This window comes from Streptomyces sp. NPDC027962 (assembly GCF_055566095.1).
The window spans coordinates 13364-33576 of the sequence record NZ_JBVHTA010000054.1 but is presented as its reverse complement, the minus strand read 5'-3'; the positions used below and the strand labels follow the sequence as shown (position 1 = coordinate 33576).

The window sequence follows — 20213 nt, the reverse complement described above, 5'->3', positions numbered from 1 at the left end:
TCGGCCACCCCCCTACGGCCTGGCGGCCGTAGGGGGGTACATCCCACACCGCTGGGCGAGGGGGTGCCCACGGACGGGCCGGCTTTCGCTCCGCGAAATCGGCCTGCCGACCAGTCGGCTCTGTGGGCAGGGCACCTGGCCCCGCCGGGCACTTCCCCTACGGCCTGCGGGGCGCAGGTGCCGCACCCACGGCCGCCAGGCCGTAGAGGGTTGTGGCGCAGGGTTCGGCTGAGGAGGCAACTCCAGCTCGCCGGCGACTGAGGCGCGGGATTCGGGGCAGCGCCCCGACAGACAGGGCCAACTCCAGCCCCGCCGACGACTGAGGCGCGGGGTCCGGGGGCAGCGCCCCCGCGGCCCGCCCGCAAGACACGCGGAAACACCGGAACCGACCCGCCTCCTCCCTCGTTCCGTACCGTACGGGGCGACGAAAGGGGCACACATGACCGGCCTCCGCCTGGGACCGCTGCTGCGTCATGTCGACTGGGAGAGCGGAACGAGCGCGACCGTCTGGGTCGAGACCGACCGCTCGTGCACGGCGGAGGTCCGCTGCGAGCAGGGCGGCTCGGGCTCCGCGTCGACGTTCCAGATCGCCGGGCACCACTACGCCGTGATCCCGGTGACGGGCCTGACACCCGGCTCCTCCACGGCGTACGAGGTGCTGCTCGACGGCAGCCGCGTATGGCCGCCCGAGGATTCCGCCCTCCCACCGAGCACCATCCGCACCCCGCCCGCGTCCGCCGACGCCGTGCAGGTCACCTTCGGCTCGTGCCGCTGGGCGGCACGGCCGGCGCACGGGCACGACCCGGTGGGGCCCGACGCCCTGGACACGCTCGCCGTCCGGCTGGCCGCCGACCCCGACGCCGAGCGCCCCGACGTGCTGCTCCTGCTGGGCGACCAGGTCTACGCGGACGAGACCTCCGACGCCACGGGCGAGCGGCTGAAGACCCGCCGCGACCCGAAGGTGCCGCCGGGCACCGGAGTCGCGGACTACGAGGAGTACACCTGGCTCTACGACGAGTCCTGGCGCGAACCGGAGGTCCGCTGGCTGCTCTCCACCGTGCCGAGTTGCATGATCTTCGACGACCACGACGTCATCGACGACTGGAACACCAGCACGGCGTGGCTGGCGGAGATGCGGGCGACGCCGTGGTGGCACGAACGGATCACCAGCGCGCTGATGTCGTACTGGGTCTACCAGCACCTGGGCAACCTCTCCCCCGCCGCCCTGGCCGCCGACCCGCTGTACGAGGCGGTGCGAGCCGTGCCGGACGGCACGGAGCTCCTGCGACGGTTCGCGGAGAAGGCCGATCGTGACGCGACGACCGCGCGCTGGAGCTACCGGCGCGACTTCGGCCGGACGCGGCTGCTGATGGTCGACACCCGCGCCGCGCGGGTTCTGGAGGAGCAGGACCGGTCGATGCTCAGCCCGGGCGAGGCCAAGTGGCTGGCCGAACAGGCGAAGGACGCCCCGGGGTCGTTCGACCATCTGCTGATCGGCACCTCCCTGCCGTGGCTGCTGCCACCGCTGATCCACGACGCGGAGAACTGGAACGCGGCGCTGTGCCGTGGCGAGCGCGGGCCGCGGTGGGCGCGCTTCGGGGAACAGCTGCGCCGGCATGCGGATCTGGAGCACTGGTCCGCATTCCCCTCCTCGTTCCGGGAGCTGACGCGGCTGATCACGGAGGTGGGCAGCGGCCCGGACGCGCCGGCGACGGTGTGCGTGCTGTCGGGGGACGTCCATCACGCGTACGTGGCGGAGCCGCAGTGGCCGGACGGCTTTGAGCATGCCGGGACCGTCGCCCGGCCGGACGCCCGCGTACTGCAGCTGACCTGCTCCCCCGTGCACAATTCCATTCCGCGCCCGATAAGGCTCGGCTTCCGGTTCGGGTGGAGCGGCGCTGGGCGGCGACTCGGCCGGCTCTTCGCCCGGCACGGGCGCACCGACAGGGCCCCCGTCCGCTGGCGGCGGTCGGCCGGACCGTGGTTCGGGAACCAGCTGATGACGCTGACCCTGCGGGGCCGCTCGGCATCACTGCGGCTCGACCAGGCTCGAGCGGAAAAGAAGGGTTCGAGCCGAGGCCGGCTGACCACACTGCTGGAGCGCCGGCTGACGGACGGTCACTGACCGCCTGTCTCCCTCTGGCCGGAATCAGCCATGCCCAAATGTTGAACTTGCAAGTACTGCTTAGGTCTGCCTAACCTGGGCCCCCCTCATCGGTTCCCGTCCCGAAACCGAAGGAGCCCCCACATGGCCTCCCCCACACCCAACCTCTCCGCCCGTCTGGATCAGGCCCAGCCCTACGCACTCGCACTGTTCCGCGCCGTCGTCGGCCTGCTGTTCCTGTGCCACGGCGCCGCCTCGCTGTTCGGCGTCCTCGGTGGCGCCGTGGGCGGCGGCACCATCCCGGCCGGCACCTGGCCCGGCTGGTACGCCGCCGTGATCCAACTGGCCGCCGGCGCGCTCGTGTTGCTCGGCCTCGGCACCCGCGGCGCCGCGTTCGTCGCCTCCGGCTCGATGGCGTACGCGTACTTCAAGGTCCACCAGCCCGAGTCGCTCTTCCCGCTGCAGAACGGCGGCGAGGCGTCGGCGATGTTCTGCTGGGCGTTCCTGCTGCTGGTCTTCACCGGCCCCGGCGCCCTGGCGCTGGATCGGCTGTTCGCGTCGCGCGGCACCGCCGGCGCGACGGAGCCGAGCAAGGAGCAGGCCACCGCATCGGCCTGATCCGAGCGGTACACGAACGGAAAGCGCCCGGCCCCTCGCAACCGAGGGGCCGGGCGGCGTCGTCCCGTCCGGGCGCCCCGGGACGACGCCGCCCGGGACGCCCGCCCGTTCGGGCAGTTTCACGTCGATGTCCGTCCGGGGAACGCCCCCCGTCGATCTCCACCGGCGCCCGGGCGTACGCTGTACAGCTGTCTGACCGCCCTGCCGCTCCCCCGCGACATAGCGGCCTTGCCACGAACGGGGAGAGTCGAGTGCTCGAGAGTCTTGGGTCGCTGACCGGCAGCCCATGGATCTACGCCGTCGTGGCGGTTTCCGTACTTCTCGACGTGTTCCTGCCCGTGCTGCCCAGCGGAGTGCTGGTGATCACGGCCGCCACTGCTGCCGCCGCCGGGTCCACCGCCGGCACCGCCACGGTCGCGGGCACCGCCGACCAGGTCACCCGCGAGGTGCCCTCCCTGCTCGTCCTCGTCCTGTGCGCGGCGACGGCCTCCGTACTCGGCGATCTCGTCGCCTACCGGCTCGCCTGGCGCGGCGGCGACCGCCTGGACCGGGCCATCGCCCGTTCGCGCCGGCTGACCCGGGCGCAGGAACGTCTCGGCGCGGCGCTCAGCCGCGGCGGCGGCGCGCTCGTCGTCATCGCGCGCTTCGCACCGGCAGGCCGCTCCGTCGTCTCGCTCGGCGCGGGCGCGGCGCACCGCAAGGTGAAGGAGTTCCTCCCGTGGTCGGCCCTGGCCGGGATCGCCTGGGCCGGATACGCCGTGGGGCTCGGCTACTTCGGCGGGCAGTGGCTGGGCGCGAGCTGGGTCGGCGCGGCCGTCTCCGTGCTCGCGCTGTTCGGCGCGGGCTCCCTCGCCGCCTACGTCATGCGGCGTCCGGCTGCGGCTCCCGAGCCGACCGCTTAGCGGCCTGGTCGCCGGAGCCGCGGACCTCGAGCCCGTCGAGGAGTCTGCGGGTCGCCTCCGTGATCTCTTCGACGGCCTGCTCGAAGACCTCGCGGTTGTGCGCGGCGGGGGCCCGGAAGCCGGAGACCTTGCGCACGTACTGCAGGGCGGCGGCCCGCATGTCCTCCTCGGTGGCCTCTTCGGGGAGCACGGGCGGACGGAGAGTCTTGATACTGCGGCACATGCGTCCAGTGTGCCGCGCACCACTGACAGCCGGCGAGCGCCCGCCGTCCCGGTGGCCGGCCGGCCACCGGCCCCGTATCCCGGGGGCCCGGAAACGACCGCAGCCGCGGCCAGTAGAGTGCGGCTGCGTCCCCCTGCCGTTCCACCGACGAGGTACCGCTCCGTGACCCCCGCACCACGCTCACCAGCAGTAACCGTCGTCGGGATCGGCGCCGACGGCTGGTCCGGACTCCCGGAGGCCTCGCGGGACGTGCTGCGGCGGGCGGAGGTACTCATCGGCAGCGCGCGGCAGTTGGACCTGCTGCCCGCCGGCTGCGCCGGTGAGCGCGTGACGTGGCCGAGCCCGCTACGGCCCGCCGTCGCCGGGCTGCTCGCCGCGCACCGGCGCCGCCGGTGCGCCGTCGTGGCCAGCGGCGACCCGATGTTCTACGGCATCGGCCGGGCGCTCGCCGAGGAGATCGGCCCCGACGCGCTCCACGTCATGCCACACCCGTCGTCCGTCTCGTACGCCTGCGCCCGGCTCGGCTGGCCCGTCGAGGACACCGAAACCGTCACGCTCGTCGGCCGTCCCGCGGGGCAGTTGTCCGCCGCGCTGCACGACGGCCGCCGACTGCTGGTGCTCAGCGCCGGCCCGGACACGCCCGCCGAGGTCGCGGCCCTGCTACGGGACCGGGGCTTCGGGCCGACCCGGATGCGGGTGCTCGAGCAGCTCGGCGCGCCCGCGGAGCGGAGCGTCGAGGGCCACGCGGCGAACTGGGCCGCACCAGCGGGCGACCCGCTGAACGTCATCGCCCTCGAGTGCCGCAGCAACGAGGGCGCGTTGCGGCTGTCCGCCGTTCCCGGTCTGCCCGACGAGGCGTACGAGCACGACGGTCAGCTCACCAAACGCCACATCCGCGCGGCGACCCTCGCCGCTCTCGCGCCCGCCCCCGGCGAACTGCTGTGGGACATCGGCGGCGGCTCCGGCTCCATCGCCATCGAGTGGATGCGCACGCACCGATCCTGCCGGGCCGTCACCGTCGAACGGGACCCGGTGCGGGCCGCCCGTATCGCCCGTAACGCCGACACGCTCGGCGTACCGGCCCTGCGTGTCGTCACCGGCGCGGCACCGGACGCCCTGCAGCAACTTCCCAACCCCGACGCGGTGTTCATCGGCGGCGGGCTCACGGCCCCCGGCCTTCTCGACGCCTGCTGGGACGCGCTGCCGCCCGGCGGCCGTCTCGTCGCCAACACCGTCACCCTCGAGTCGGAGGCGCTGCTCGCCGAGCGCTACAGGCGCCACGGCGGGGAACTCGTGCGTCTGGCCGTCTCGCACGCCGTGCCCGTCGGCGGCTTCACCGGCTGGCGCCAGGCCATGCCCGTCACCCAATGGTCCGTCACCAAAGCAGGAGATCCGACATGACCGTGTACTTCATCGGTGCGGGCCCCGGCGCCGCCGACCTCATCACCGTCCGCGGCGCCCGCACGCTGGCGTCGTGCGGGGTCTGCCTCTACGCCGGCTCCCTGGTACCCCGCGAGCTCCTCGCCGAATGCCCGCCGGACGCCCGTCTGATCGACACCGCCCAGCTCGATCTGGACGCCATCACCGCCGAGCTGGTCCGCGCCCACGAGGAGGGCCACGACGTGGCCCGGCTGCACTCGGGCGACCCGTCCGTCTTCAGCGCGGTGGCGGAACAGATGCGGCGCCTCGACGCGGCGGGCGTGCCGTACGAGATCGTGCCGGGCGTCCCGGCGTTCGCGGCGGCAGCCGCGGCGCTGAAGCGGGAGCTGACCGTGCCGACCGTCGGCCAGACCGTAATCCTCACGCGCATCGCCCAGCAGGCGACGCCCATGCCCGACGGCGAGGACCTGGCGACCCTCGGCCGCAGCGGCGCGCTCCTGGTCCTCCACCTGGGCGCGCGGTACATCGACCGGATCGTCTCCGAACTCGTCCCCCACTACGGCGCGGACTGCCCGGCCGCGGTGGTGGCGATGGCGAGCCGCCCGGACGAGCTGGTCCTGCGGGGGACCCTGGAGGACATCGCGCCCCAGGTGAAGTCGGCGGGTGTGACCCGCACGGCGGTGATCCTGGTGGGCCGCGCGCTTGCGGCGACGGAGTTCCGCGACAGCCACCTGTACTCACCGGACCGCGACCGCCACGTCTGCTGAGCGGGGGCGTGGCGCCCCCGAGTGCCCCTGTCTGGGCGTGGCGCCCCGCGTGTCCCTGTCTCCGGGGGTGCGGCGTTTCCCGGGGCGCCCCCGTGGTGGCCCGGTCCGGGGGTGTGGTGTTTCGGGGGCCCCTGCCTTGTGGGTGGTGTGGGGGTCGGGGCCTCCGGAGGGGGGTGTTCCCGTGGTCGGCCCGGTCCGGGGACGTGTCGTTCACCGGGGGTGTCCCTGCTTTGTGGGTGGTGTGGGGGTCGGGGCCTCCGGAGGGGGGTGTCCCCATGGTCGGCCCGGTCCGGGAACGTGTCGTTCACCGGGGGTGTCCCTGCCTTGTGGGTGGTGTGGGGGTCGGGGTCTCCGGAGGGGGGTGTCCGGAATGGCTTTCCTCACCGCGCTTCGCGCGAGTTGCGACGCTTTACTTCCGGACACCCCCCTCCTGCGACCCCGCCCCCCCTCCCGCCGGTCGCGGGACCACCCGGCCGGCGGCCGTTTCCCACCGTCGGTACGGCTTCCCCCGGTGGGAGCGGAACCGTCACGTCGGCATTGCGGGGGCAGCATCGCCTTTCCCGGTGGGAGCGCAACGGGCGTGCGGATGCCGTGGACGGTGGGGATGGTCCGACACGGACACGGTGCTGTGGGGGCGGTGCGGTGATCCACCGAGGGGAGCGAAACCATCGGCCGCGGGCAGGGGGACGCGCAGGGGGGCGTGTTCGGGACGTAAAGCGTCGCAACTCGCGCGAAGCGCGGTGAGGAAAGCAGTCCCGGACACGCCCACCGGAGCGGCACCCGGACACCACCGGATACGGACCCGGCCACGCCCCAGACGCCAGGCCCGAGGCGCCGGGCCACGCCCGGCAGCGCACCCGGACACCCAACAACACGGACCCGGCCGTGCCCCAGACGCCGGGCCACGCCCGGCAGCGCACCCGGACACCACCGGATACGGACCCGGCCACGCCCCAGACGCCAGGCCCGAGGCGCCGGGCCACGCCCGGCAGCGCACCCCGACACCCAACAACACGGACCCGGCCACGCCCCAGACCCCGGGCCACGCCCGGCAGCGCACCCCGACACCACCGGATACGGACCAGGCCACGCCCCAGACGCCCGGCCCGAAGCGCCGGGCCGCGCCCGGCAGCGCACCCCGACACCACCGGATACGGACCCGGCCACGCCCGAGAGCGTTACCCGGTGCGCGGCCCGCTCGAGGGCTGCGTGCGCCCCACCACCGTGCCCGCGCGGTCGATGCACACCACGTCCACCGCCACCGGTGCCCCCCGCAGCACCCCGAGCGCCTGGTCGCGCGCTGCCGCCGCCACCAGGTCGCCCAGGGGCACGCCCTGCGCCGCGCACATCTGGAGCGCGGCCAGGCCGGTGTTCGCCGCCGCGACCTCCGAGGCAAGGGCATCGTCCGCGCCGCCGCGCCGCGCCAGGTCGGCGAGGAAGGACTTGTCGACCTGGGAGCGGCCCGAGTGCAGGTCCAGGTGCCCGGCGGCCAGCTTCGAGAGCTTGGCGAAACCACCGCAGATGGTGAGCCGTTCCACGGGATGGCGTCGTACGTACTTCAGCACCGCCCCCGCGAAGTCCCCCATGTCGAGGAGCGCGTCCTCGGGGAGGCCGTACAGGGAGACGACCGTCTTCTCGGACGTGGAGCCCGTGCAGCCGGCGACATGGGTGCGTCCGGCCGCTCGGGCCACGTCCACGCCGCGCCGGATCGAGTCGATCCAGGCCGAGCACGAGTAGGGGACGACGATCCCCGTCGTGCCGAGGACGGAGAGTCCGCCGAGGATCCCGAGCCGCGGGTTCCAGGTGGAACGGGCGATGTCCTCGCCGTGATCGACGGAGACGGTGATCTCGACGTCCCCGCTGCCGCCGTGGCGGGCGGCGACCCGGGCCACGTGGTCGCGCATCATCTGCCGCGGCACGGGGTTGATCGCCGGCTCGCCGACGTCGAGCGGGAGTCCGGGACGGGTGACCGTGCCGACGCCCTCCCCCGCCCGGAAGACGACCCCGGACCCGGCCGGCAGCAGCCGTACGGTCGCCCGGACCAGCGCGCCGTGCGTGACGTCCGGGTCGTCGCCGGCGTCCTTGACGATGCCGGCCATGGCGGACGACGTGCCGTTCAGGGTCTCCGCGGCCAGGGCGAAGGACGGCGTCTGGCCCTTGGGCAGCGTGATCGTCACCGGGTCCGGGAACTCACCGGTGAGCAGCGCCGTGTACGCCGCGGTCGTCGCCGCCGTCGCGCACGCACCGGTCGTCCACCCGGGCCGCAGACCGGTGTGCTTGAGTTGGGCGTCACGCCCTCCGCTCGACTCAGCCATGGATGGATCCGATGCACGTACTGGTACTGGGTGGGACGACCGAGGGCCGGCGTCTCGCGGAGAGACTGCTCGCCGACGGGACGGTCCGCGTCACCAGCAGCCTCGCCGGCCGGGTCGCCACTCCCAGGATGCCTCCGGGCGAGGTCCGGGTGGGAGGCTTCGGCGGGGCGGAGGGCCTGGCCCGCTGGCTGTGCGAGCACGAGGTCGGCGCGGTCATCGACGCCACCCATCCTTTCGCGGGAACGATCAGTTTCAACGCGGCCCGGGCCGCCGCCGACGCCCATGTTCCCCTGCTGGCGTTGCGCCGGCCCGGCTGGGAGCCGGCCGACGGCGACGACTGGCATCCGGTCGGCTCGCTGGAGGAGGCCGCCGACCGGGCCGCGGCCCTCGGCAGCCGGGTTTTCCTGACCACCGGCCGCATGGGTCTCGCCTCCTTCGCGCACATCGACGACGCCTGGTTCCTGCTGCGGTCCGTCGATGCCCCCGAGGGCCCGCGCCCGCCCCGTATGGACGTGCTGCTGGACCGGGGCCCGTTCACCCTCGACGGCGAGCGCGAACTGATCCGCCGCCACCGCATCGACGTGCTCGTCACCAAGGACAGCGGCGGCGCGGCCACCGCGCCGAAGCTGACGGCAGCGCGGGAGGCGGGCGTGCCTGTGGTGATCGTGCGCCGCCCGCCGGTCCCGGACGGCGTCCCGGTCGCGGCCGCCCCCGAGGAGGCGGCCGCCTGGCTGGCGGGCTACTCGGGGTAGCGGCGCGGGGTCCAGACGATCTCCTCGCCGTCGCCCCGGCGCACGACCTGCGTCTGCGACGACCCGACGAGCAGGATGGTCCGCATGTCGACCTGCGCCGGGTCGAGTTCGCCGAGGCGCACGATCCGTACGCTCTCCTCCGGCCCGCCCACGTCCCGGCCGAGCACGACGGGCGTGTCGGGTGCGCGGTGCGCCAGCAGCAGTTCGCGGGCCTTGCCGACCTGCCAGGTGCGGCTGCGGGAGCCCGGGTTGTAGAGGGCGAGCACCAGGTCGGCCGCGGCCGCGGCGTTCAGCCGTTCCGCGATGACCTCCCACGGCTTGAGCCGGTCGGAGAGCGAGAGCACCGCGTAGTCGTGGCCGAGCGGCGCGCCGGCCTTCGCGGCGGCGGCGTTGGCGGCGGTGACGCCCGGGAGGATCCGTACGGGCACATCCTTGTAGGCGTCCTGGGAGGCGACCTCCAGCACTGCCGTCGCCATGGCGAAGACGCCGGGGTCGCCGCCGGAGACGACCGCGACCCGCCGTCCGCGCCGGGCCAGGTCGAGTGCGAACTCGGCGCGCTCGGACTCGACCTTGTTGTCGGAGCCGTGCCGGATCTGCCCGGGGCGGTGCGGCACCCGGTCCACGTACGTGGTGTAGCCGACGAGTTCGTCGGCGTCGGCGAGCGCGCGCCGGGTCTGCGGCGTGAGCCACAGGGGCCCGGCGGGCCCGGTGCCGACGACCACGACCTCGCCGGTCCCGGGGCCCGGGAGCGGGTTCGCGACACGGCTCGGTACGACGGCGACGGAGAAGTACGGCACCGAGTCCGGGGCGATGTCGGCCAGTTGTCCGGTGCGCTCGCCGTTCATCGTGGCGCGCTCGACATACCGGGCCTCGTCGAGCCGTCCCGAGGTCTCCATCGCGCGCCGCACGGCGGGGAAGGTACGGCCGAGCTTCATCACCACGGCCGAGTCGGTCGCGGCGAGGCGTGCGGTCAGCTCGTCCTCCGGCAGCGTGCCGGGGATGATCGTCAGCACCTCCTCCGCCTCGCACAACGGCGTGCCCAGCCGGGCCGCCGCGGCGCTGACGGACGTGACGCCGGGGATGACCTCGGTCGGGTACCGGTGCGCGAGGCGCTTGTGCATGTGCTGGTAGGAGCCGTAGAAGAACGGATCGCCTTCGGCGAGGACGGCGACCGTGCGGCCGGCGTCGAGGTGCTCGGCGAGCCGCGCCGCGGCCTGCTCGTAGAAGTCGTCGAGCGCGCCCCGGTAGCCGCCGGGATGGTCGGTGGTCTCCACGGTGACCGGGTACATCAGGCGCTCCTCGATGTGGTCGGGGCGCAGATGCGGGGCGGCGATCGAGCGGGCGATGGACCGGCCGTGACGGGCGCAGTGGTACGCGACGACGTCGGCCTCCGCGATGACACGTGCCGCGCGCAGGGTCATCAGCTCCGGGTCGCCGGGGCCGAGCCCGACGCCGTACAGCCGCCCTGTGGTGCTTCGCTGCTCGCTCATTCCGCCTCGCTCGCGATCGCGTTGACTGCGGCGGCGGCCATCGCGCTGCCGCCGCGGCGCCCGCGCACCACGAGGTGCTCGAGTGCCAGGGGGTGTGCGGCGAGCGCCTCCTTGGACTCGGCGGCGCCGATGAAGCCGACGGGCACGCCGATGATCGCGGCCGGACGCGGGGCGCCCTCCTCGATCATCTCCAGCAGCCGGAACAGCGCGGTGGGTGCGTTGCCGACGGCGACGACGGAGCCCTCGAGACGGTCGCGCCACAGCTCGAGGGCGGCGGCGGAGCGGGTGGTGCCGAGCTTCTCGGCCAGGCCGGGCACGGACGGGTCGGACAGCGTACAGACCACGTCGTTGTCGGCGGGCAGCCGCTTCCGGGTGACGCCGCTGGCGACCATCTGCGCGTCGCACAGGATCGGCGCGCCGGAGCGCAGGGCGGCGCGGGCACGGACGACGACGTCCGGGCTGTGGACGAGGTCGGTGACGAGATCGACCATCCCGCAGGCGTGGATCATGCGGACCGCGACCTGCGAGACCTCGGCCGGCAGCCCGGCGAGGTCCGCCTCCGCGCGGATCGTGGCAAAGGACTGGCGGTAGATGGCCGCGCCGTCCTTTTCGTACTCGAACACGGTGCTCTCGCTCACTTCGTCGGGGTGGTGATGGTGCGCGCCGCCGCGAGGGCGTCGGCGAGTTGTGGAACGGGTGTCGTGCGCGGCGCTTCGCCGGGGGCGGACACCTCGTAGCTTCCGTCGCCGGTCGCGACGACGTCGACCCAGGTGCCGCGGGGGTGGCCGCAGCGGCGTTCGCAGCCGGACCAGTACACAGGCAGGCCGCCTCGGCCCGCGTCAAGCAGTTCGGCGGCGTCGGCCCGTACGTCGGCGAGGGACTTGGCGCATCCGGGCCGCCCGGTGCAGGCGCCGACACCGAGCCAGGGCGAACCGGGCCCGGTGACGAGCCCCGCGTCGGCGAGCGTCCGCAGCTGCTCCTCACCGGCCCCGGGCACGACCACGCCGCGCCACGGCGTGACACGCAACTCCCCCGACCCGTACCGCTCGGCGACCTCCCCGAGCAGCCGCCACTGCCCGGCAGTGACCCGCCCGAGCGCCGCGAGCACGTACAGGCCCCCGGCCCCGACTCCCCGGACGGCCCCGGGGGCGGGGCCGCCGACGCGGGCGGGGCCGCGGTCCACGGAAGGACCCCGGTCGCCGCCCGCGCCCAGAGCGAGGTCGCCCACGCCACCGTCTGCGGCCGGAGCGCCGACGATGCCGGGGCGGCCGTCTACGGCCGGGGCGGCGGGGCTGCCGTCCGCGCCCGGCGCCGGCTCCCCCGCACGGCCGCGCGCGGCGCCGTCGGCCGGAGCAGGAACGCGGTCTGCGGCCGGAGCAGGAGCGCCGTCTGCGGCCGGATCATGTTCGACCGGGGCAGTTGGGCCCGAGCCGCCGGGGGCGCCGACGATGCCGGGGCCGCCGTCTGCGGCCGGGCCGGCGGGGCCATCACCTTCTCCGGCCGGTTCGGCCGAGGCGACAGGGCCTGGGGCGCCGTTTGCGGCCAGGTCTCCTTCGACCGGGACAGCGAAGCCCGGGCCGTCCGCACCCGGCACCAGCTCGCCCGCACCGCACCGCGCCGCGGGCCCGCCGTCCGCGCCCGGCGCCGAGTCGCCCGCGCCACCCCACGCCGGAGCGACGCGCTCCGCGCTGACGCCCGCCGCCGCGGCCCGGGCCGCCAGCGCAGCGGTCGACACGCCCTGGCCCGCAGGGAGTTCACGGACCCGCCACGCGCGTGTGCCGCTCGCGCTCGACGCGGCGAGGAAGGTCTCGGCCGCCAGCAGCATGCAGCGGGGGCCGTCCTCGGTCCGGACGTGCAGCGTCGCGTCGCCCGCCGTCACGCGGACCCGCGTGCCGCCCGGCTCTGCGAGCAACATCACATCCGCAGCGAGCTCGACCATGTCCCCGCGGCCGTCGTCCAGGGCGAACAGGAAGCGCCCCGACAGCTCCGGTGTGAGATCGCTCGCGCACAGCAGCGCGTCCAGCTCCCCGACGAGAGGCCGCACATCGGCGAAGCCCCGGTCGTCGAGCCCCGACAGCGGCGAGGCGACGATGTTGCGGACGCGTTCGTGGCGGGGCGACGGCAGCAGCCCGGCCGCGTCCAGGAGCTCCGCCAACTCCCCGCCACAGCCCGCTTCCAGGCCCCGCAGCTGGAGGTTGCCGCGCGAGGTGATGTCCAGCGCGCCGTCGCCCAGCCGCTCGGCCGCGTCGGCGAGCGCGTACGCCTGCGCGGCACTCAGGAGGCCCGCCGGCACGCGGACGCGCGCCAGCGCGCCGTCGTCCGCCGAGTGCAGACGCAGCGCGCCGGGGCAGGCATCACCGCGGTCCCGAACGGGAGTTACGGGAACTTCATCCCGGTTCGGGCGGTTCGAGGGGGCCGGAGGCATGGCGGCGAGCATACCGACCATCACACAAGCCCCCTGCTCCGAGCGCCCTACCCGGACCGGAGCGGCCCCTACTATGCTGCTCTGCGGGCCAAACGGCCCGCCACCGCCGAAGACGGCGTCAGGGGAGGAAGCCCGGTGAGAATCCGGCGCGGTCCCGCCACTGTGAGCCAGGCGGCTGTGCACCACGCGCACGCCGCCGGGTGAGCCAGGAACTCCCGCCGTCTTCCACCGCCCGGGGCGCGGAAACCCCGAGGAAGAGGCCAGACGCCGCATGATCCTGCTCCTGTCGACGTCCGACACCGACCTGCTGAGCGCACGTGCCGCGGCCGGCCCGGTCGCGTACCGCTTCGCGAACCCCACCCGCCTCGCCCTCGAGGAACTGCCCGCGCTGCTCGAGGGCACGGACCTCGTCGTCGTGCGCCTCCTCGGCGGCCTGCGCGCCTGGCAGGAGGGCCTCGACCTGCTGCTCGCCCAGGACCGCCCCGTCGTGGTCCTCACCGGAGAACAGGCGCCGGACGCCCAGCTGATGGAGGCCTCCACGGTCCCCATCGGCATCGCCGCGGAGTCGCACGCCTACCTCGCGCACGGCGGACCGGCGAACCTGGAGCAGCTGGCCCGCTTCCTGTCCGACACGGTGCTGCTCACCGGCCACGGCTTCGAGCCGCCGGCCGCCGCCCCCACCTGGGGCCGTCTGCAGCGCCCCACTCGCGTCACGGACGCCGGCGGTCCGCTGATCGCGGTGCTCTACTACCGGGCCCACCACATGAGCGGCAACACCGCCTTCGTGGACGCCCTCTGCGGCGCCGTCGAGGACGCGGGCGGCCGTGCGCTGCCGCTGTACGTGGCGTCCCTGCGCGCCCCCGAGCCGGAGCTGCTCGAGCAACTACGCGAAGCCGACGCCCTGGTGACCACCGTCCTCGCCGCGGGCGGCACCCGCCCGGCCGAGGCGTCGGCCGGCGGCGACGACGAGTCGTGGGACGCGGGTGCGCTCGCGGCCCTGGACGTACCGATCCTGCAGGCGCTGTGCCTGACCGGCTCGCGCTCGGCGTGGGAGGAGAACGACGAGGGCCTGTCGCCGCTGGACGCGGCGAGCCAGGTCGCCGTCCCCGAGTTCGACGGCCGGCTCATCACGGTCCCCTTCTCCTTCAAGGAGATCGACGAGGACGGACTGCCGGCGTACGTTGCCGACGAGGAGCGCGCCGCCCGCGTCGCCGGGATCGCTGTGCGCCACGCGCGACTTCGCCACATCCCGAACGCGGAGAAGCGGCTCGCGCTCGTCCTGTCCGCGTACCCGACCAAGCACTCCCGTATCGGCAACGCGGTCGGCCTGGACACCCCCGCCTCGGCGGTCTCCCTGCTGCGCCGGCTGCGCGAGGAGGGCTACGACTTCGGCGACGAGGACGTGCCCGGGCTCGAGTCCGGCGACGGCGACGAGCTGATCTACGCACTCATCGAGGCGGGCGGCCACGACCAGGAGTGGCTGACCGAGGAGCAGCTGGCCCGCAACCCGGTCCGTATCCCCGCGGCGGACTACAAGCGGTGGTACGCGACCCTGCCGGCCGAGCTGCGGTCCTCGGTGGAGGAGCACTGGGGCCCGGCGCCCGGCGAGATGTTCCTGGACCGTTCCCGCAATCCCGAGGGCGACATCGTGCTCGCCGCGCTGCGCCGCGGGAATCTGCTGATCCTCATCCAGCCGCCGCGCGGCTTCGGCGAGAACCCCATCGCGATCTACCACGACCCCGATCTGCCGCCGAGCCACCACTATCTGGCCGCTTACCGCTGGATCGCCGCCTCCGCGGAGGACGGCGGTTTCGGCGCGGACGCGATGATCCACCTCGGCAAGCACGGCAACCTCGAGTGGCTGCCGGGCAAGAACGCGGGCCTGTCCGCCGCCTGCGGCCCGGACGCCGCCCTCGGCGACCTGCCGCTCGTCTACCCCTTCCTGGTCAACGACCCCGGCGAGGGCACCCAGGCCAAGCGCCGTGTGCACGCGACACTCGTCGACCACCTGGTGCCGCCGATGGCGCGGGCCGAGTCGTACGGCGACATCGCGCGCCTGGAGCAGTTGCTGGACGAGTACGCCCAGATCTCGTCCATGGACCCCTCGAAGCTGCCGGCGATCCGCGCCCAGATCTGGACCCTGATCCAGGCCGCGAAGCTCGACCACGACCTCGGCCTGGACGACCGTCCCGACGACGACGGCTTCGACGACTTCCTGCTGCACGTCGACGGCTGGCTGTGCGAGGTGAAGGACGCCCAGATCCGCGACGGCCTCCATGTGCTGGGCGGCGCCCCGACCGGCCCCGAGCGGGTCAACCTGGTCCTGTCCATCCTCCGTGCCCGCCAGATCTGGGGCGGCTCCCAGGCCCTGCTGGGCCTGCGCGAGGCGCTCGGTCTGGACGAGTCCGCGGCGACCCGCACCACCGCCGACGAGGCGGAGGCCGCGGCCCGCGCGCTCGTCGAGGCGATGGAGGCGGCCGGCTGGGACCCCGCCGCGGTTCCGGCGGACCAGGGCGAGCAGGTCGCGGCGATCCTGCGCTTCGCCGCGCTCGAGGTCGTCCCGCGCCTGGCCCGCACCACCGACGAGATCGACCACGCGGTCCACGCCCTGAACGGCGGCTTCGTCCCGGCCGGCCCGTCGGGCTCCCCGCTGCGCGGCCTGGTCAATGTGCTGCCGACCGGCCGCAACTTCTACTCCGTCGACCCCAAGGCCGTCCCGTCCCGGCTGGCCTGGGAGACGGGCCAGGCCCTCGCGGACTCGCTGCTGACCCGCTACCGCGACGACAACGGCGAGTGGCCCGCTTCGGTGGGCTTGTCGCTGTGGGGAACCAGCGCGATGCGCACGGCCGGTGACGACGTTGCGGAGGCCCTGGCCCTGCTCGGCGTCCGCCCCGTCTGGGACGACGCCTCCCGCCGCGTGACCGGCCTCGAGCCGGTGCCGCAGGCGGAGCTCGGCCGGCCCAGGATCGACGTGACGCTGCGCATCTCCGGCTTCTTCCGGGACGCGTTTCCGCACACGATCGGCCTGCTGGACGACGCGGTCCGCCTCGCCGCCTCCCTCGACGAGCCGGCCGACGTGAACTACGTGCGCGCCCACGCCCAGGCCGACCTGGCGGAACACGGCGACGAACGCCGGGCGACGACCCGTATCTTCGGCTCCCGCCCGGGCACGTACGGCGCGGGCCTGCTCCAACTGATCGACTCCCGCGACTGGCGCACGGACGCGGATCTGGCCGAGGTCTACACGGTGTGGGGCGGCTACGCCTACGGCCGGGGCCTGGAGGGCCGCCCGGCCCGTGCCGAGATGGAGACCGCGTACAAGCGCATCACGGTCGCCGCGAAGAACACGGACACCCGCGAACACGACATCGCCGACTCCGACGACTACTTCCAGTACCACGGCGGCATGGTCGCCACGGTCCGCGCCCTGCGCGGGACGGCCCCCGAGGCGTACATCGGCGACTCCACCCGTCCGGAGACGGTCCGCACCCGCACCCTCGTAGAGGAGACCTCCCGCGTCTTCCGCGCCCGCGTGGTCAACCCGCGCTGGATCGAGGCGATGCGCCGCCACGGCTACAAGGGGGCCTTCGAACTGGCCGCCACCGTCGACTACCTCTTCGGCTACGACGCGACGACGGGCGTGGTCGCCGACTGGATGTACGACAAGCTCACGGAGACGTACGTCCTCGACCCGGAGAACCGCGCCTTCCTCCAGCAGGCCAACCCGTGGGCCCTCCACGGCATCGCCGAACGCCTCCTGGAGGCGGAGTCCCGCGGCATGTGGGCGAAGCCGGACCCGGCGGTGCTGGAGCAGCTCCGGCAGGTCTTCCTGGAGACGGAAGGCAACCTGGAGGACGACGAGGCGTAGCCGGCTGACGCGCCGCCGCCCCTCAGCCGGGGGGGGCGGCGCGTCAGCGGGCGGCGGCGCGGTCGGGCCGCTGCGAGGCCCACACCAGACCGGGCACCGCCACCATGAGCGCCATGCCCGCGTATCCGACGTATCCCTGAGCCTCGTCACCGGTGACCAGGACCGCCGCGGCGATCTGCGTCGCGAGCACTGCGGCGATGACCAGCTGCGCGTAGCCGAAGAGCCGGGGCCGGACGATGTACTTCCGCTGCGTGGGCAGCATCCACCCACTCCGGACGGCGGCGATGCCGCTCACGGCGACGAGCACGGCGAGCGCGCCGACCAGGACTCCCACGATCACGTTCATCGATCCATCCACCCTTGTGCTGCCCGGCCCCGCGGGCCGACGTCAGCAGATGGTCGCACAGCGGCGCCGGGTGTCCAGGGGCGTACGGTGGCGGATTTGCCGACGGTTTGCGGCCGGGCCGGCGAGGGCGGACGAACTCCATTGCCCGACCTGCGAGTTGGCCTGCCCCGGGACGGGCCTCACCCGACCGATTGGTCTAGGTTGGGGGGTCGGTCGAGGAATCGTTCGTGCCCAGGAGGCCCTCTCGTGTCAGAACACGACCCCCAGCTCGCCGCCGCCGCCGACATACGTGCCCGGATCGACACGAGCAAGCCGCACTCCGCCCGCTTCTGGAACTACTTCGTCGGCGGCAAGGACAACTACGAGGTCGACCGTCAGACCGGGGACCACATCAAGGCGATCTTCCCCGGCCTCGTCGATGTCGCGCGCACCAGCCGCCACTTCCTCGGCCGCGCCGTCCGGCACCTCGCGGGCGAGCAGGGCATCCGGCAGTTCCTCGACATCGGCACCGGCCTGCCCACCGCCGACAACACCCACGAGGTGGCGCAGCGGGTCGCCCCCGACGCCAAGATCGTGTACGTCGACAGCGACCCCTTGGTGCTGGCCCACGCCCGGGCCCTGCTCACGAGCACACCCGAGGGGCGGACGGCGTACCTGGACGCCGACCTGTACGCGCCGGACGAGATCTTGAAGGCGGCGGCCGGCACCCTGGACCTGTCCCAGCCCGTCGCCCTGATGATCCTCAACACTCTTGGCCACGTGGGCGATTACGAGCAGGCCCGGGGCCTGGTCGCGCAGCTCATGGCAGGCCTGCCGTCCGGCAGCTATCTGGTCATCAGCGACAGCACCTCCACCAGCGCGGGCATGATCGCGGCCTCGGAGGCGTACAACGCCAGCGGAGCGGTCCCGTACTACGTGCGCAGCGTCGACGAGATCGCCGGGTTCTTCGACGGCCTGGAGCTGGCGGACCCGGGAGTCGTACAGGTCACGCAGTGGCGCCCGCAGGCGGACGGCGCCGCCGACGCGCCGGCGGTGGACGCCTACTGCGGGGTGGGACGCAAGCAGTAGCCCGTACGTACGGCCGGGACCGCGACGCCATCGGCACCGGTTGGCAGCGGCGCCCCGCGCGAGGCGCGTGCGCGCGGGGCGCTGCTGTGTCGCACCCCGGCCGGGTCGGGAGCAGTCGCCGGACGCGGCCGCGAAAGCCGGTCAGAAACCTGCCTGGGCACCGCCCGGAAAGCCCCCGCCACGGCCCCCGACGACGGCCTGGACGACGCCGCACACCGGGTCGCGGGTGACGGCCCCGCCCCCTGCCGCCCGAGCCTCGACGACGCCCGCCCCTGCCCTCACCACACCCGCCCTGAGCTGGGCTTTTACCTCGTCCGCCCGTACCGTTTCCCTTACGTGAAAGGGGGCCGGATGGACCGGAACATACGCACGGCCGACGACGTGCTGAAGCTCATGGACGAGCTGTTCGCACCCGAGGCCGACCGCTGGACGACTGCCGGGGCGACGTGGTGGGACGGCTTCTACGCCGACCGTACGAAGCCCGTGCCGTTCTTCGTGGCCAAGCCGGACGAGAGTCTCGCCTCGTACGCCGACCGAGGTCTGATCACACCCGGCCGAGCCCTCGACCTGGGATGCGGCCCTGGCCGCAACGCACTCCATCTGGCGTCCCTCGGCTTCCAGGTGGACGCCGTCGATCTCTCCCCGACAGCAATCGGCTGGGCCGAGGAACGCGCCCGTGAGGCCGGAGCCGACATCCGGTTCCACTGCGGCGACGCCTTCTCCCTCAGCGCGGCGGAGCTCGCCGGCGGCCCGTACGACCTGATCCACGACTCCGGCTGCTTCCACCACCTGCCGCCCCACCGCCGTGTCAGCTATCTCGCCCTCCTCGAACGGTGCCTCGCCCCCGGCGGCCACCTCGCCCTGACGTGCTTCGCAGCCGGCGGAATGGGCTCCGAGCTCGACGACGCGGACTTCTACCGCGAGTCCGGTCTCAAGGGTGGCCTCGCCTACACCCCGGAGTCCCTGCGCTGGGTCTTCTCGGACCTGACGGAGGTGGAACTGCGGCGCATGCACGACGAGCCGCCCCAGTCCCCGCACTTCGGCGAGCCCTTCCTCTGGACGGCTCTGTTCCGCCGCGACGCCCCGGCTCCGGCTCCGGCAACAGGAGCAGCAGCAGCCGGGTAGCGACTCCGCCCGAGCCCTGTTCGCCACCCCTCCCGGGTCGGCGTCCAGGGTTCCCCGGGGCAATCTCTAGTCAACTTTGACTAGAGTGGGCCCATGACCGAGAAGACCATCCCCTTGCTCCCCTGCCCCGCGATCCAGCCGGTCGTCGACTTCTACACCGCGCTGGGCTTCGAGACGACCTTCTTCCAGAAGAGCCCCTATCCGTACGCCGCGGTCGAACTCGGCTCCGTCGAGCTGCAGTTCGCCGGCATGAAGGGCTACGACCCGGCGGAGTCCTACTCCGGCTGCTACATCGTCACGGACGACGTGGACGGCCTGTACGCGACGTTCCGCGCCGGCCTCAAGGCCGCGTACGGAAAGATCCCCTCCCGGGGGCTCCCCCGCATAGGACCGCTGAAGGACATGTCGTACGGGATGCGCCAGTTCCTGATGACCGACCCCGGCGGCAACAGCATCCGCATCGGCCAGAAGATCAGCGAGGACCAGCACCTCCGGCGCGCGCCGGAGGGAACGTTCGCGCGTGCGCTGCACATGGCCGACCTCTTCGTCGATTCCAAGCAGGACCTGCCGGGCGCCGCGAAGATCATCGACCGCGTACTGCGGCTCGACGACGAGCACCCCACTCCCCCGCAGCTCCTGCGCCTGCTGGTGCTGCGCGCAGACATCGCACAGCGACTCGGCGACGACGAGTCGGCCGTGCGGCTGCTGACGAGGGCCGTGGAGCTTCCCCTGACGGCGGACGAGCGGAAATCGGCCCACGACGCCCTGGCGCGCCTCGCCGAACTGCGCCCCTGATCCCCCGACGAACCCGACCCCCTCGCCTGCCCCGC

General features: G+C 73.8%; 16 protein-coding genes and 1 riboswitch. Of the genes, 10 read left to right on the top strand and 6 right to left on the bottom strand.

Annotation, left to right across the window (positions count from 1 at the left end):
- Window positions 1-439 precede the first annotated feature (439 nt).
- The 3 genes from ACZ4SA_RS33120 to ACZ4SA_RS33110 all read left to right on the top strand — a co-directional run bounded on the left by ACZ4SA_RS33120 (window position 440) and on the right by ACZ4SA_RS33110 (window position 3624).
- The gene (locus ACZ4SA_RS33120; protein ID WP_468281608.1) at window positions 440-2125 is read left to right on the top strand and encodes an alkaline phosphatase D family protein; all 1686 of its coding nucleotides are present in this window, start codon (window positions 440-442) and stop codon (window positions 2123-2125) included.
- A gap of 123 nt (window positions 2126-2248) precedes the next feature.
- Entirely contained in the window at window positions 2249-2722 is a 474-nt protein-coding gene (locus ACZ4SA_RS33115; protein ID WP_468281607.1) for a DoxX family protein, read from the top strand.
- 251 nt (window positions 2723-2973) lie between these two features.
- Window positions 2974-3624, top strand: coding sequence for a DedA family protein (locus ACZ4SA_RS33110; protein WP_468281606.1), 651 nt, complete (start codon window positions 2974-2976; stop codon window positions 3622-3624).
- On the opposite strand, the gene ACZ4SA_RS33105 is transcribed toward ACZ4SA_RS33110, so the two are convergent.
- The gene (locus ACZ4SA_RS33105) at window positions 3584-3847 is read right to left on the bottom strand and encodes a DUF2277 domain-containing protein (RefSeq protein ID WP_468281605.1); all 264 of its coding nucleotides are present in this window, start codon (window positions 3845-3847) and stop codon (window positions 3584-3586) included. The genes ACZ4SA_RS33110 and ACZ4SA_RS33105 overlap by 41 nt on opposite strands.
- Window positions 3848-4009: 162 nt before the next feature.
- Between ACZ4SA_RS33105 and cbiE the strand changes: the two genes are divergently transcribed.
- Both cbiE and cobM read left to right on the top strand, forming a co-directional pair.
- Window positions 4010-5248 carry a precorrin-6y C5,15-methyltransferase (decarboxylating) subunit CbiE gene (gene cbiE / locus ACZ4SA_RS33100; RefSeq protein WP_468281604.1) on the top strand — a complete coding sequence of 413 codons (1239 nt, stop codon included), beginning with the start codon at window positions 4010-4012 and terminating at the stop codon, window positions 5246-5248.
- A complete protein-coding gene (gene cobM, locus ACZ4SA_RS33095) occupies window positions 5245-5994 on the top strand; it encodes a precorrin-4 C(11)-methyltransferase (protein ID WP_468281603.1) in 750 nt (249 codons plus the stop codon). Before cbiE ends, cobM begins: the two co-directional genes overlap by 4 nt.
- 1178 nt (window positions 5995-7172) lie before the next feature.
- Here cobM and ACZ4SA_RS33090 read toward each other — a convergent pair.
- Window positions 7173-8309, bottom strand: a complete 1137-nt coding sequence (locus ACZ4SA_RS33090) for a cobalt-precorrin-5B (C(1))-methyltransferase (RefSeq protein ID WP_468281602.1) — start codon at window positions 8307-8309, stop codon at window positions 7173-7175.
- An 11-nt stretch (window positions 8310-8320) separates the two neighbouring features.
- Between ACZ4SA_RS33090 and ACZ4SA_RS33085 the strand changes: the two genes are divergently transcribed.
- Window positions 8321-9061 carry a cobalt-precorrin-6A reductase gene (locus ACZ4SA_RS33085; RefSeq protein ID WP_468281601.1) on the top strand — a complete coding sequence of 247 codons (741 nt, stop codon included), beginning with the start codon at window positions 8321-8323 and terminating at the stop codon, window positions 9059-9061.
- Here ACZ4SA_RS33085 and ACZ4SA_RS33080 read toward each other — a convergent pair.
- The 3 genes from ACZ4SA_RS33080 to ACZ4SA_RS33070 are packed head-to-tail and all read right to left on the bottom strand — an operon-like array spanning window position 9049 to window position 12976.
- Window positions 9049-10551, bottom strand: a complete 1503-nt coding sequence (locus ACZ4SA_RS33080) for a precorrin-2 C(20)-methyltransferase (protein WP_468281600.1) — start codon at window positions 10549-10551, stop codon at window positions 9049-9051. The genes ACZ4SA_RS33085 and ACZ4SA_RS33080 overlap by 13 nt on opposite strands.
- Window positions 10548-11174 carry a precorrin-8X methylmutase gene (locus ACZ4SA_RS33075; RefSeq protein WP_356638015.1) on the bottom strand — a complete coding sequence of 209 codons (627 nt, stop codon included), beginning with the start codon at window positions 11172-11174 and terminating at the stop codon, window positions 10548-10550. Before ACZ4SA_RS33075 ends, ACZ4SA_RS33080 begins: the two co-directional genes overlap by 4 nt.
- An 11-nt stretch (window positions 11175-11185) precedes the next feature.
- Window positions 11186-12976 carry a hypothetical protein gene (locus ACZ4SA_RS33070; protein ID WP_468281599.1) on the bottom strand — a complete coding sequence of 597 codons (1791 nt, stop codon included), beginning with the start codon at window positions 12974-12976 and terminating at the stop codon, window positions 11186-11188.
- A 124-nt stretch (window positions 12977-13100) separates the two neighbouring features.
- A riboswitch (cobalamin riboswitch) is annotated at window positions 13101-13191 on the top strand.
- 56 nt (window positions 13192-13247) lie between these two features.
- On the opposite strand from ACZ4SA_RS33070, the gene cobN reads away from it, so the two are divergent.
- Window positions 13248-16844: a cobaltochelatase subunit CobN gene (cobN, locus tag ACZ4SA_RS33065; protein WP_468281598.1), complete on the top strand. Its 3597-nt coding sequence runs from the start codon at window positions 13248-13250 to the stop codon at window positions 16842-16844.
- 43 nt (window positions 16845-16887) lie between these two features.
- Here the strand turns inward: cobN and ACZ4SA_RS33060 are convergent, their stop codons facing one another.
- Window positions 16888-17190, bottom strand: a complete 303-nt coding sequence (locus tag ACZ4SA_RS33060; RefSeq protein WP_468281597.1) for a hypothetical protein — start codon at window positions 17188-17190, stop codon at window positions 16888-16890.
- Window positions 17191-17436: 246 nt separating this feature from the next.
- Here ACZ4SA_RS33060 and ACZ4SA_RS33055 point away from each other — a divergent pair, with 246 nt between their 5' ends.
- The 3 genes from ACZ4SA_RS33055 to ACZ4SA_RS33045 all read left to right on the top strand — a co-directional run bounded on the left by ACZ4SA_RS33055 (window position 17437) and on the right by ACZ4SA_RS33045 (window position 20178).
- On the top strand, window positions 17437-18258 hold the full coding sequence (locus tag ACZ4SA_RS33055) for an SAM-dependent methyltransferase (protein ID WP_468281596.1): 822 nt from the start codon (window positions 17437-17439) through the stop codon (window positions 18256-18258).
- 351 nt (window positions 18259-18609) lie between these two features.
- The gene (locus ACZ4SA_RS33050) at window positions 18610-19383 is read left to right on the top strand and encodes a class I SAM-dependent methyltransferase (RefSeq protein WP_468281595.1); all 774 of its coding nucleotides are present in this window, start codon (window positions 18610-18612) and stop codon (window positions 19381-19383) included.
- A 93-nt stretch (window positions 19384-19476) separates the two neighbouring features.
- Window positions 19477-20178, top strand: a complete 702-nt coding sequence (locus tag ACZ4SA_RS33045; protein ID WP_468281594.1) for a bleomycin resistance protein — start codon at window positions 19477-19479, stop codon at window positions 20176-20178.
- The last annotated feature ends 35 nt before the right edge of the window (window positions 20179-20213 follow it).